This window comes from Victivallis lenta (assembly GCF_009695545.1).
In the GTDB taxonomy this organism is placed as follows: Bacteria; Verrucomicrobiota; Lentisphaeria; order Victivallales; family Victivallaceae; genus Victivallis; species Victivallis lenta.
This window is the reverse complement of sequence record NZ_VUNS01000005.1, coordinates 205,598-218,696: the sequence shown is the minus strand read 5'-3', so window position 1 is coordinate 218,696 and position 13,099 is coordinate 205,598. Positions and strand designations below refer to the sequence as shown.

Here is a 13,099-nt window from a genome sequence, read left to right as displayed (position 1 = left end):
TTGATTGGCTTGACAACTGGGAAGGCGGTGTGCCGCCGGGGTGCCGGAATGGCGAAGGATGCACTTTGAATCTGGTTTTTCTCCTGGCCTTGAAAGACCTTGCCGATCTGGAAAAACATTTCGGCTCGCCGGAGGCCGCCCGGGAACGGGAATGCCTTGCGGAAAACCTGTCCGCGGCGATTCGCAATACTTATTTTATCCGGGAACGCGGCTGCTTTGCGGAAGACAGCGCCCGCAGCTATGTTTCGGAACACGCACAAGTATTTGCGCTGCTGGCTCTGGGCGAAACTGCGGTGCTGCCCTCGCTTCGCAAAGGCGACCTCGATCAGTGCGGCATCGCCTTTTCCTTCTATTATCTGGAAGCCTGCCGCGCTTTCAAACAGAAAGAGCTTTTTCTGGCGCGTCTGGAGAGATATTTGCAGACCGCCGATCAACCTGATATGCGCACGATCCCGGAGGTTTTTCCCGGCGGAAACTGGCTTCGGTCGGATTGTCACGCCTGGGGGGCGCATATTCTCTACCACCATTTTGCCGATGGAACGATTTTGGACCCGATTTCCGGAGAGTCCGGACGGTTTGAAAAAATAACAGAGGACGATCATGTGGAATCTGTGGAATCAAAAAAACAGTGAGATATTCGGCGAAACCGGCATGTTTGCCGACTGCGATGAAGTCCGGCTTTTATTTCCGGTACGCAAAATTCAACGGATTTTCTGTTCTGCCACCGGCATGGAGTATCTGCCGGAACGGGATTGGAACTTCAACCCGGAAACACAGCAGATAATTCGTCCCGAAAACTCCCGAATTCCCCGGCTTTCCGATGAAGATCTCCACCCGGCAGGCCCGTTTTATCCAAATCCCGGCGCACGGGCAATCCAGGGCGGATTGGATGGGCGGCCGCTGTTGTTTGACAATCGCAATTTTTTTGCAGAGCATCAGTTTGCGGTAGATTATATTGCCGAAGAAATTGATTTTCCGCTGGAGGAAATTTTGTCGCCGCTTTCCGGACGTCTTCCCCGGTTCCGCGCGAAATTATCCCGCCGTGGCGGTGCAATACGGATCAGCTGGCTCGGCGACAGCATTTCCGAGGGCTACAATGCTTCCGGCTATCACAAATTTTCCCCGTTTCAGCCGCCGTTTGCTGAATTAGCTGCCCGGCATCTGGGGGAACGTTTCAGCCTCTGTGTTGAGTTGCGCAACCACAGTTTGAGCGGCGCCCGCAGCGAGTATCCGCTTACCTGCGTGAAGAAATGGAGCGACGACTGTCCTGATTTGCAGGTGATTGCATTCGGGATGAACGATTTTGCTGTGTCGGACGAAGCAGAGGAATATCTGGCTAACATCCAGAAAACCGTTCAGATTGCACAACTTGCCTCGCCGGAAACAGAGTTTCTGCTGATTGCTTCAATGAGCGGCAATCCGGAATGGAGTAATACTCCCCTTAAAAAAGCAGATGAATTTTCACGGGCACTTCGGCAACTCGCCGCCGAAGCGGGAAAGCATGTCGCTTTTGCCGATCTTTTTTCACTATGGCAACGGTTGTTGAAACGGAAGACGTTTATGGATCTGACGGGCAACGGGGTCAACCATCCCAATGATTTCGGTCATCGCGTATTTGCACTCGGTGTCAATTTTATCTTGGAAAAAGAAGCATGAGTGCAAAAATCGGTTGCGAAAACTTGCCGAAGGTTCCAGGTATCCCTGCCGTTATACGGCTCCTGGATTTGAACAACCCGGTGTCGAAGCATTTTTATGATGGTCCGGCTTGTCAGGAAAATGCCACCCGGGTGGAAGCAAAGCGGCCCGGCAAAATATAGCCGAAAGAAACAGCGACGCGATCCGATGCAGGAAATAAACCAGCAGAACTTGCGCTTGCTGACTTGACTCCCGGAAAAGCGGCGGGAGCTGCCGGCCGGATTTCAAAGAATACCTGTCCAAGATTGAATACAGCGGCTGTGGAATGCACTTCGGACATCCGGCCCGGGCGGTTCTCCGGACAGTAATCCGTCGTCAGACCGACCGTCGCCCGCCAGCGGGCGGCCGGATTGTTTTCCGGCTGTCTGTCGAGTTTGCGTATGAGCGCCTGAAACAGGATGATCCGTTCCCGGATCATTGCTTCCCATACTTCGGCTCTTGCCATGATGCCTCCTGTCCTTTGGACTCTGCACGCTCAAATGCCGGGCACTCAGAGCCACAGTAAAGAATAATTTGCAAAAAAAAGTTGCAGAAAAATCACGGTTTTTTCTTCTGAAGACTTGACATCCGGGATAAAATCGATCATAATATTAACAACTTAAAGGTTTAATCTATTCTTATGAGCATCTGTGAAATTGCAAAAAAATTCAATGTTTCCTCGGTGACGGTCAGCAATGCGCTGAATCACCGCAAGGGGGTTGCGGAAAAACTCGCGAAAGAGATTCGCGCCTATGCCGAGGCGGTGGGTTACCGGCCGAATTATATGGCGCGCTCGCTGCTGAGCGGGCGTACCGGCATTGTCGGCATCTGTCTTTGCGTACCGCCGTCAACGCCGTGGTATGGGGAATTGCTCTGCCGCCTGCAACTGCAGCTCTCCGAGGCGAACCTCTACGCGATCACGATCGTGCTGGACCCGTTCCGGAGGGATGCCCGCGACCGGAACGAAAGCTGGGCATTGAATTTCTTCAATCAGATCAAAGCGGAAGTGGTGTTGCTGGGGCCGTGCGACCGTTCCCGCTATCAGGTGGTTTCGCAGGAGTATCTGGCGACTGAAAAGCTGATCATTTTCGACAGCGTCGATCTGCTGCCCTGTTCGCATCTGATGCTCGACCTGGTCGGAGGAACGCAACAGGCCATGCAGTACCTGTGTGAAATGGGACACCGCCGGATCGGTTATCTGGGGCTGAATGCGTTCGACCTCGACAACCCTTCTCCGTATACGCGCTTTTCCGCATACCGCAGCTTTCTGGAAAGCCGGAATATCACGTTTGATCCGGCGGTTGTGATTCCGGCCAACGGTTCGGTGCCGACGCCGGAGACCGGAGAGTTTCTGGAAAAAGTGCTGCGCACGGAACAGCGCCCGACCGCTCTCCTGTGCCACAACGACAACTACGCGATGCTGGCGCTGAAGGTTGCCGACCGGCTTGGGCTCCGGGTGCCGGAACAGCTCTCGCTGATCGGTTTCGACGACCAGACCGGAGCATGGCTGACTACGCCGGAGCTGACGACAGTACGGTTCAACCTTGAAAATTACGTTGCAGAGATCGTCCGCATGACGACCGCCATTGTCGGTAAGAACTCATCGGGCCGGTACTCCTATTGTGAAAAGGCGGAGCTGGTGGTCCGGGGCAGCGTGGCGGAAAACAGGGATCGTTTTTAATGAAAAGTGCCGGGGAAATTCCCGGCGGCAAAAGCAACGGTGGAAGTTATGAGTCAAATGTCGCTGAGAGTCACTCCCGCCATCTGGGAGCCGGAGACGGAGTTTGCAGGTTTCCTGGCCTGGCTGAACCGGCTTCAGGCGCTTGATGAAGTGGCGTTGCTGACCGGTGATATTCACGTCGCTCCTTCTTTGGAGAAAATGACGGGCCGGGCCGGTATTTTGAAAAAGCGCGTTTCGGCTTTGAAAGCTGCCGGATGTCGGGCGGGAATCAATATTTTATGTACCCTCGGACATGCCGCGGAGGACCGGAAGAGTGCGGAATCGCTCTCCGGTGAACCATTCATGGACATCGACGGAAATTCCAGCCCGGGCAACTTCTGCCCGCAGGGGGAAATCTGGAAAAATTCTTACCTGAAACCGGTTTACCGGATGCTTGCGGAAGCCGGGCCGGAATTCATCTGGATCGACGATGACCTGCGCTTGCACAATCACGGGGCCGCTTCTTACGGCTGTTTCTGCGACGGTTGTTTCCGGAAGCTGTCGGAATACTTCGGATTTCATGGAAGCCGCCGGGAGTTCGCCGTTTTTTTCGACCGCGGTTCGGCAGAAGAGCTGCGGGAGCGCCGTTTGAAGATGCTGGAGTGGAACCGGCAGGTGCTGGCGTCGGCTTTTATCTTTATCCGGCAAACAGTTCATGAGGTGAATCCGGATATCATCCTCGGCAAGATGGACTGCCTCGACCTGTGGGAGTCCGACAGGAAGCGGCAGGCGCCTCTGCTGGGCGGAGAGGGCGGCGGCTCCGTGTGGTGGCGTCCCGGCGGCGGAGCCTATTGCGACACCGATCTGGAAGAGTTACTCCGGAAAGCCGACACCATAGCGGCGGAAGCAGCGATGCTGCCCCCGGAGGTGACGGTTGTTCAGGGCGAGCTGGAGAACTTCCCTTATTCGCGGCTGCAGAAAGGCACGTCGTTTACCGCTCTGGAGACCTCGCTTTACTGTGCGGCGGGCTGTACCGGGACCGCCCTGAACCTTCTGGGGGACCCCGCTTCCGCGCCGTTTGAGTGTTATGAGCCTTACCTGCTTGAACTGAAGGAACAGCGCCGGTTCAACGACAAAATAGTCCGCCTGAACCGCGGCCGTCCCCTCCGGGGAATCTGGTTTGGAAAGGATAAGGATTATTTTCTGGGCGCCGAAACGGATTTCCTCCGGGGCGGCGGGTTTCCCGTCGCCGGCAACGACGCTTCCCGCGGTTTTCACGCGCTGGGGCTGCCGTATGCGTATGCCCCGGAACATGCGCTTTGCGGCGCTTTATCCGGCCGCGAGGCCCGCGCCCTTTCCGATGAGTCCGTTTTGCAGGTGCTTTCCACCGGCGGATATCTTGACGCCGATGCCGTCCGGGTGCTGATTGAGCGCGGTTACGGCGGGCTGATCGGCTTCTCCATCGGAAAAACCTTTGATGCGGATGCGCTGGAAGAGTCCGTCCCCCATCCCCTGAATCCCGCTCCTTTCCGTCGGAACATCCGGCAGAGCTTCCGGGGCGGCCGCGCAACGGAATTCATCCCGCAGTCAGCCGGGACGGAAATCCTTTCAAGACTCGTCGATTATGCGGGAAATGAGATCGCCCCCTGCTGCTCCGGCACATTTACAAACGCATTGGGCGGAAGGGTGGCCGTTGCCGGCTACGGAGCGTGGAGTCTTCTCGGCCATGAATTCAAGTACCGGCAGATTCATGCGGTTTTCCGCTGGCTCGCCGCCGATGCGCTGGATGCGGAGGTCCCGGAATGCCGGGTCCGGACCAAGGTGTACGCCCGTGCCGGAGAAGGAAGCGGCGTCACCGCCGCCATATTCAATTGGTCGCTGGAACCGGCGGAGAACCTGACGGTCCGGCTGCGCACGGCGCAGGATAAAGCTCTGCTGGTTCGGAACCGGCAGGCGGAGAGCGTGGTTTCGGCTGTCGGCCGGGACGGCGTTTTTGCGGATTTTCAGATCCCGGTCAACGCGCTGGAACTTGTGTATCTCGATACATCGCGCGAATAATTTTATCCGTTAGCTTAAAGGTTTAATCTATCAGGCGGGCAATATTCCAGGAACGTGGAAACAACTGAAAAGGAAAGGGTTGAAAAGATGGAAAATGTTTATCGGAAATTCAATTTATCTGTGAATGAGATTGGGAGAACGTGTCATTTTCCTTCGCGCCTCCTTCGCAGGAATATGGGCGTGCCTGTTTCCGCGGCATCCCGTCATTTTACTTTGATTGAGCTGCTCGTTGTAATAGCCATCATCGCAATTCTGGCGGGAATGCTGCTGCCGGCGCTGAACAAGGCGCGGGAGTCGGCCCATGCGACGAAATGCCAGAGCAACCTGAAGCAGGTCGGCAGCAATATGACGTTCTATATCGGCGATTACAACACAATGCCGCCTTTCAACTGGAGCGATCCGACAAATGGAAGTACACCGTTCAGCGAAGACAGCAACTGGGTGATCTTTCTGGCGCCCTACATGAGCAGCGGGGATGCCGCCGATGATGCGTGGCGGCATAAGCTGCCGGTGGTCTGGTGTCCGAAAGACCGGATGATACCGTTCGGGGCGGGCAACGGGAACGTGCTGAGCTCCTATGCGTGGGCGCAGAACGACGAGGCCGGCAAGCTGGAGGACAAATACTGGGGACACACCTGGAGCGGCAAATATGAAAACGGTTCCTTCGGCGTCAACAGTTGGGCGGGAACGATCGACAAGCTGCGCGATTTCCCGAACCGGCTCATTCTGCGCGAGCGGGTCAATGCGACTCTGCCGGACGAGACGGGCGGCCCTCACCAGCCGGTGCAGGGGGAATACGGCACCACCCATTGTCTGTTCGCAGATACGCATGTGCAGAAAGTGAAATCCTATCTGAAATGGTAATCAGCGGAAAGATGAGGGAACGTGTGAAAAAAGACGGAAAATTTTACGGATTGCTCTGCGGTCTGCTGCTGAGTTGCGTTCTCGGCGCAGCGGAGATTCCGCAGGCGGCGGTGCCGTTCACGGAGAAGCCGCCGGAAATCGACGGGGCCTTCGATGAAAACGAATGGAAGGCAAGCTGCGTTCTGAAGCAGATCATGCCGCTCGGCAGCCGGAAAGGCGACGGAATTGCGACGGAATTCCGGTTGAAGTACGACCGGGATCACCTCTATGTTGCGGCGGTCTGTTCCGAGCCGTCCGGCAGGGGGCCGGAGGCGTATCCGCGGCCGTGGAACGACGCCTTTTTCGACAATGACGACACGGTGCAGGTGGTGCTGGGCGTTGCCGATCCGGAAATCGCGGTGCGCGGCAAAGTGAATGTCGGCGGTTATGAAGGGGCGATGGATAACGAATTCACCGCCGCGGATTTCTATTACACATACAGTGTGAATGCAGTGAATGCGCAGCAGCGGCAGTTCAACGAGGCGCCGCAGGAAAAGCCGCTTTTCCGCTCCGCCGTTTCGCCGTTTTCCGATGGCCGCTGGGTGGTGGAGATGGCGATCCCATTTTCCGGCTGCGGGCTTGAGCCGGCGGCGAACCGGAAAGTGTTCGCGAATTTCTTCCGCCACCGCGCTCCGGTGATGTACGGCTGGCACCTGCCCGCATTCGGCGGCTACAATCCGATGCCGCTCGGAGAAATCACCTTCCTGCCGCCGGGCGGGGCGGGATCGCAGGAAACCGCTCCGGCGATTGCGGAAAAACAGACCATCCGGAAAGCGTGCCGCGCCTTTATCGGCTACGGGCCGCTGGATGGGGTGATTCTCGGCGTGGCGGAGATCGACGGAGAGTTTGGAGAACTGACCGGAGTATTGGAAGTTGACGGTTTCCCGGCGATTCGGGAGAAGCTGGAGTTCAACGGCATGTTCGACCGTGACAGCAATCCGCTGGCGACCCGTCAGGCGATCGTGAAATGCGAATTGCCGGAGGGTGACCAGCCGGAACGGCGGGCGAAATTCTCCGTCCGTGACGCTTCCGGCAAAGTCGTCGCAGAAATCGAACGGCTGTGCGCCGCCGCGAAAATGCCGGAGTGGCTGAATACCGATGCGGGCCGGGAGTATGTCAATGAAAAGATTTCGCGCCCGTGGACGAAGCCGCAGATTGCCGGAAATACGGTCGAGCTGCTGGATAAAAAGATCAGCTTCGGCGAAAACGCCTTCCCGGCGGCAGTGGAGCGCACCGGTTCGGAGAGCCGGATTCTGGCCGCACCGCCGCAGATTCAGGTTGTGGCGAATGGGCGCGAGCAGACCTTCGCATTCGGAGAACTTCAGGTAAAGCCGCGCGGCAACCAGGTCGCGGCGGAGGCTGCCGGGACCTCGGGTCCGTGGAGGATGCTGGTGCACAACCAGCTTGATTACGATGGTTTTATGGAAATCAAGTTTTCCCTGTCCGGCGGTGACTTGAAGAAGGTTGACCGGCTCACCGTCCTGCTGCCGCTGGATCGGAAAATCGTGAAATTCCTGCTGCCGGGCGTTTCCGTCCAGCGGGCCGGAGAACTGACCGGCGCCGGTTACCGCAACCGGGCCGCCAATCTGTGGATCGGCAACCAGGAGGAGGGACTGGCATTCTCCTTCGACCGCAATCCGTTCCGTTCCGGCGACTTGCGCCGTCAGGTCGAGGTGGTGCAGAACGAAGACGGCGATTTCCTGAAACTCAATCTGGCGGACGAAGCGGGACAGTTGCGGGGAGACGAGGAGATTTTCCGTTTCTTTCTGCAGCCGACTCCGACCAAACCGTATCCGGCCCGGCCGGTACGCGGCTGGGTCACATGGCAGTGGGAAGGGTGGAGCCGCTGGCACGGTTATCCCGACCTCTCCAAAACCGATGAGGTAAAAAAGCTGGTGAAAGAGCTGGCAGCCAAAGGGAAGAAGCTGACCCTCTACTGTTGTCAGGGTTTGCAGGAGGATGCTCCGCCGATGCGGCAGTTCCGGGAGGATCTCGCTTTGCAGCCGGCCTGGCGTTACTACTTCTGGCAGGGAAAGAACTGCTTTGCAACCTGCAAGCGGGGGCCGGAGGGGGACCTGCAGCTTCACAACTATCGGAAGATCATCGCGGAAACCGGCATCCGCGGCCTGATGAGCGACGGCCTTTCGGTGCCGTGGGGCGACAGCAATCCGCTGCACGGCGAATCCTGCGGCGAAATGACGAAGCTCTCGATGGACCGCCAGATTCAAAGCCGCGTGGTAAAACAGCGGGAGTTCCTGAAACGCATCCGCGGCCTGTTCGATGCGACCGGTGAGGAGTTCTGCCTGGTCGCCCACACCGGCGGCGGAATCGACGTGAACACGCTGAGCTTTTTCGACAGCTATTTCGAAGGGGAGCAGCTGATGCGCTACCGGCGCGGCTACTATCCGAGCGAAGCGATGTTTTCCATCGGGTATTCCGGGCTGGCGTGGGGCTGGCGGACCATCTACTGGCCGAAGCAGCTCCACAACTACGACGGGCTGGATACGGCGCTGGCCTATGCGCTGCTGTTCAACAGCGAATATTACACCAATGAGGACATCGATCCGGTCAACATCGATGTGGAGCTTCTGGAACGTTTCGCCAAGCCCGGCAACACCTTTCATCCGTTCTGGCGGAACCACGAGAAGATCGGCTTTGAGTCCGCGAATTGTTACGCCTCCCTCTACTATGGAGCCGATGAGTCGCTGGCGGTGGTGAGTAACCTGCGGTACGGGAAAAATTCGTACCGGCTCGACCTGTCGCGGCTCTACTCCGGCCGGAAGATCGAGGTGTACGACTATCTGCGGAAAATCCCGGTGAATTCCGCCGTGGTGGAGGATGCGCTGGAATCGTTCAGTTGCCGCTTGCTGGTAGTTCGCCCGAAACCGGAGGCCGCCGCAGCCGCCGGGCTGCCGAAGCAGGAGGCCGGAAGCGAAGCGCAATGGCGGATTTCCGGCGGCAGCCGGGGACAGGACGGCGTGATTGCGTTGAAAGCAGTGCCGGGAGCTCCGGCTTCCCGCGCGGAACTGCGGAATTTCACGTTCGGCAGAGAGCTTTCCGTCTGCATTGAATTCATTGCCGACGGCCGGATCGGAGTGGAGTTCGGCGGCATTGATTTCATTCGTGACAACGGCTGGCTCTTTTATAATAAAAACGGAGAGGATCCGGCCGGAGTCGTGAACCGTTTCGCCGCCGCCCGCGACGGCTGGAACCGGCTGGCTCTGACCGTCCGCAACGGGCGGCTGAACGTGCATTTGAACAACAAACTTCTGGTCTACGACAAGAAACTGGACTTGAAGCCGGAAAACAACCATCTGGCATTCCGCACCTGGCACGACAACACGCTCTCTTTCCGGCTCATCCACGCAAGGAACTTTGTCGCGGAAGATGCTGCCGGGGCGGAAGAGTTTGATATCGAGGACCAGAGCCGTGAATGGGAGTTCGGCAATGCCGCAGAGGCAAAGGCAGCCGGGAAACGGCTTCTGCTGCGTGCGTCACCGGAAAAAGGACTGGCTGTCGCCGACTTCAAACGCTGTTTCCGGAAAAACCTCTATCTGGAAATGAAAGTCAGGCTCCCGGAGCGTTTCAACTTCGTGATGGGCAACATCACACTCAGCTACGGCGGCGGCTTCCCCGGCTGGGGATGGCTGGTGCGCGGGCTTGCCGATCCCTATTCGCGCGGCTGGGTCTTTCAGCAGGTCCCGTTGGCCGGAAAAGAGTATAAGCCGCTGGTGATCAATCTGCACGACGGTGTGCTGAATGTCCTTTACGACGGCAAGGCCGTCGTGAAGAATCTGGCGGCGGCGCTTCCGGAAGGGCCGAACAGCCTGTCGGTCCAGACCTGGCACGACGATGTGATCGACGCCGAAATCGTGGAACTTTCCACCCGATCGCGCCGATTCGATGCGAAACAGATTCATCCGATCCGGGAGTGAAGATGAAACCGCTGACTTTCTGGAACAAAATCGGCTACGGCGCCGGGGCGCTGACCGAGAACAACGTGCAGAACGTGGTGAACATCATGCTGCCGTTGATCATGTTCAACTATATGGGGGTGAGTCCGATCCTGCTCGGGTATGTGTTTGCGATCGCGCGGCTCTGGGATACGGTCACCGATCCCCTGATGGGATATCTGAGCGACCGGACCCGTTCCCGTTTCGGCAAACGCAAACCGTACATCCTGATCGGCGCGGTGATGAGCGCGTTCTCCTTCTGGCTGATCTGGATGTTCCCGGAAGGGAAGTCGCAGATGTGGTACTTCTGGTATCTGACCGCGACCTGCCTTCTTTTCTACACGTCGACGACCTTGTTCTGCGTTCCCTACATCAGTATGGGCTATGAGCTTTCGTCGGACTACAACGAGCGGACGCGGGTAATGGGCTACCGTTCGCTCTTCGTGAACTGCGGCGCTTTCATCCTGCCGTGGATGTACTGGTTCACGGAGCGGAGCTGGTTCGATACTCCGCTGCAGGGAATGCGCTGCCTGAGCGTGGTCAGCGGCGTGATTTTCATCCTGTTCGCGCTGGGGCCGCTGCTGCTGACGCCGACGGTGTCCAGCCGGAAGGAGGATATGGAGCGGCGGAGCGAAAAGGAACAGTATGAACGGGTCGGCATCGTGGATATCTTCACCGCATTCCGGGTCAAACCCTTTCTGATTCTGGTCGTCGTGCTGGCGTTGAGCGTATTCGGATTGTTCCTCGTGCTGTCATTCGGCCTGAATTTGCTGATCTATTACGGCTGCGGCGGCGACAAGGAGTTCGCTTCCCGCCTCGCCGGAATCGCCGGGCTGGTTTCCGCCGGAAGCTGCATCGCGGCGATTCCGGTTGTAAATTTCGCATCGAAAAAGCTCGGCAAGAGCCGCGCCCTGATGCTGTTCCTGATGCTGGGAGCGCTCGGCAATCTGTCGATTCTGGTGCTGATCACTCCGGCGATGCCTTATCTGTCGATCGTTCAGCCGATTCCGGGGGCGGTGGGGATATCGGCGATGTGGATGCTGATTTCCGCGATGGTGTCGGATTCGTGCGACTATGACGAATTGTGCAATCATCGCAGGCGCGAGGGAATTTTCGGGGCAATCATCAGTTGGACCTGCAAACTCGGTTATGTGCTGTGCAGCATCGGCGGCGGCTATTTCCTGGTCTGGTCCGGCTTCGAATTGGAGCTTGGCGGCGGACAGCAGCCGGGAACCTTCTGGAATATGCGGCTGATGATGTCCTGTATTCCGGCGGCGGGGCTGGCGCTGGCGGCAGGTGCGCTGTTCTTCTACCCCCTGAGCCGGGAACGGATGCTTGAGATTAAAGACGCTTTGGAAAAGCGGAAAACAGAGATGAAAGAGAGTGAATGTGACTGAATTGCTTGCATGTCCGGGAATGTCGGGCGAAATCTGGCTCGATACCGATGGAGTTCCCATCAACGCCCACGGCGGCGGGATATTAAAGGAAGGAAACCTGTTCTACTGGTACGGCGAACACAAAGTGGCCGGCACACGTGGAAATCTGGCCTGGGTCGGTGTACATGTCTATCGCTCGGACGATCTGGTGCACTGGTGCGACGCGGGAATCGCATTCGATATCCGCGATGGCGGATCGCTGCTGCCGGGGTGCGTGATTGAACGACCCAAGGTGGTGCGCAGTCCGGCGGGAAAATTCGTGATGTGGTTCCATCTGGAACGGGACTGCACCTACTCGGATGCCCGGCAGGCCGTCGCCGTTGCCGACCGGCCGGAAGGACCTTTCCGGCTGCTTTGGCACGGGCGCCCGAATCCGGGTGTCTGGGCTCAGAATACGCCACCGGAATTGAAAGAATCGGCCCGGATTGAAGCGGCACGCCGGGAGATGCCGACGCTTCCTTATGATGCCAATCCGCTGACGCCGCAGCTCAGTGTGCTGGGAATGGATCTCGAAACAGGCCAGCAGAGTCGCGATATGACGCTCTTCGTCGATGACGACCGGACTGCTTATGTGGTTTATGCCTCGGAAAAAAACAGCACGCTCCATCTTGCCGAACTGGATCGTACTTACACCGGCTTTACCGGACGCTACTGGCGGCTGTTTCCATGGCGCTGGATGGAGGCTCCCGTGTTGTTCAAGCGGAATGGAAAGTATTATTTCATCGGTTCCGGCTGTACCGGCTGGGCTCCCAATGCCGCCCGCAGCGCCGTTGCCGATCGGCTGGCCGGGCCGTGGACTGAGCTGGGCAATCCGGCGGTTGACGCCGGAGGCGACATCACCTATGGGGCTCAAGGTACCTTTGCTCTGCAGCTGGCGCCGGACGAAATCATCTTCATGGCCGATCGCTGGAATCCGGAAAACGCAATCGACGGCCGCTACCTCTGGCTGCCCGTGGAATGGAAGGCGGAACGCCCGATTTTACGAGAACCCGCCTATCAGTGTCTATGCCGGAATTTAGTTTGATTCATATGACAACCTGACTGCCGCTGAGGTATATCCGGCAAAGCGGAAAACAATGATCGTCCGGAGGAACTCCACATTCTTCCGCGTTTTCGTTCCAGATTATTGCGCGAATCGCGGCATCTGCGAAGTCAGGAACAGCGGAAAGAGGCAGAACATCCGGTCGACCGTATCCACCGCGCCGCCTGTCCGCGAAGATGAGAGCGCAATCTGCCGGAAGCTGCTGCACCAATACCGGTCCCCGGCCGGAAGCCCCCGCGCTGGCGGCGCAGGCCCCCCTGCCGCAAAGCGGCCTCCTGACCGGCTTCACCGCCTGACCGGCCTCCTCGCACGTCAACGGCCCTTTCGCTGAACCTCATGCTTCCTGTTTTTCAGGAGAACGTTCTCTCGCACC

Annotated in this window: 8 protein-coding genes and 1 pseudogene; 8 read left to right on the top strand and 1 reads right to left on the bottom strand. The window is 57.9% G+C overall.

Annotated elements, in window-relative coordinates:
• Together FYJ85_RS07260 and FYJ85_RS07255 are read left to right on the top strand one after the other, a co-directional pair.
• Positions 1–632: pseudogene (locus FYJ85_RS07260) on the top strand (hypothetical protein); the annotation flags it as partial.
• Positions 601–1,656, top strand: a complete 1,056-nt coding sequence (locus FYJ85_RS07255) for an SGNH/GDSL hydrolase family protein (protein WP_154417578.1) — start codon at positions 601–603, stop codon at positions 1,654–1,656. The pseudogene FYJ85_RS07260 and the gene FYJ85_RS07255, both read left to right, overlap by 32 nt.
• A gap of 112 nt (positions 1,657–1,768) precedes the next feature.
• Here the strand turns inward: FYJ85_RS07255 and FYJ85_RS07250 are convergent, their stop codons facing one another.
• Positions 1,769–2,140, bottom strand: coding sequence for a hypothetical protein (locus tag FYJ85_RS07250; RefSeq protein WP_154417576.1), 372 nt, complete (start codon positions 2,138–2,140; stop codon positions 1,769–1,771).
• 174 nt (positions 2,141–2,314) lie between these two features.
• On the opposite strand from FYJ85_RS07250, the gene FYJ85_RS07245 reads away from it, so the two are divergent.
• From FYJ85_RS07245 to FYJ85_RS07220, 6 genes are all read left to right on the top strand, one after another.
• Positions 2,315–3,355, top strand: a complete 1,041-nt coding sequence (locus tag FYJ85_RS07245) for a LacI family DNA-binding transcriptional regulator (RefSeq protein ID WP_106052198.1) — start codon at positions 2,315–2,317, stop codon at positions 3,353–3,355.
• A gap of 57 nt (positions 3,356–3,412) precedes the next feature.
• Positions 3,413–5,392 carry a hypothetical protein gene (locus FYJ85_RS07240; RefSeq protein ID WP_154417574.1) on the top strand — a complete coding sequence of 660 codons (1,980 nt, stop codon included), beginning with the start codon at positions 3,413–3,415 and terminating at the stop codon, positions 5,390–5,392.
• Between the two features lie 180 nt (positions 5,393–5,572).
• On the top strand, positions 5,573–6,256 hold the full coding sequence (locus tag FYJ85_RS07235; RefSeq protein WP_206213016.1) for a DUF1559 family PulG-like putative transporter: 684 nt from the start codon (positions 5,573–5,575) through the stop codon (positions 6,254–6,256).
• Between the two features lie 23 nt (positions 6,257–6,279).
• Complete coding sequence (locus FYJ85_RS07230; RefSeq protein ID WP_154417572.1) at positions 6,280–10,230, top strand: glycoside hydrolase domain-containing protein; 3,951 nt, start codon at positions 6,280–6,282, stop codon at positions 10,228–10,230.
• Positions 10,231–10,232: 2 nt separating this feature from the next.
• On the top strand, positions 10,233–11,645 hold the full coding sequence (locus FYJ85_RS07225) for an MFS transporter (RefSeq protein ID WP_154417570.1): 1,413 nt from the start codon (positions 10,233–10,235) through the stop codon (positions 11,643–11,645).
• A complete protein-coding gene (locus FYJ85_RS07220) occupies positions 11,638–12,708 on the top strand; it encodes a family 43 glycosylhydrolase (protein WP_154417568.1) in 1,071 nt (356 codons plus the stop codon). The genes FYJ85_RS07225 and FYJ85_RS07220 overlap by 8 nt, the downstream gene beginning before the upstream one ends.
• Positions 12,709–13,099: the final 391 nt, after the last annotated feature.

What these genes read in the sequence shown, in the direction of transcription:
- FYJ85_RS07255 (WP_154417578.1), top strand. Translation starts at nt 601, where the DNA reads ATGTGGAATCTGTGGAATCAAAAAAACAGTGAGATATTCGGCGAAACC.
- FYJ85_RS07225 (WP_154417570.1), top strand. Translation starts at nt 10,233, where the DNA reads ATGAAACCGCTGACTTTCTGGAACAAAATCGGCTACGGCGCCGGGGCG.
- FYJ85_RS07250 (WP_154417576.1), bottom strand. Translation starts at nt 2,140, where the DNA reads ATGGCAAGAGCCGAAGTATGGGAAGCAATGATCCGGGAACGGATCATC.
- FYJ85_RS07240 (WP_154417574.1), top strand. Translation starts at nt 3,413, where the DNA reads ATGTCGCTGAGAGTCACTCCCGCCATCTGGGAGCCGGAGACGGAGTTT.
- FYJ85_RS07245 (WP_106052198.1), top strand. Translation starts at nt 2,315, where the DNA reads ATGAGCATCTGTGAAATTGCAAAAAAATTCAATGTTTCCTCGGTGACG.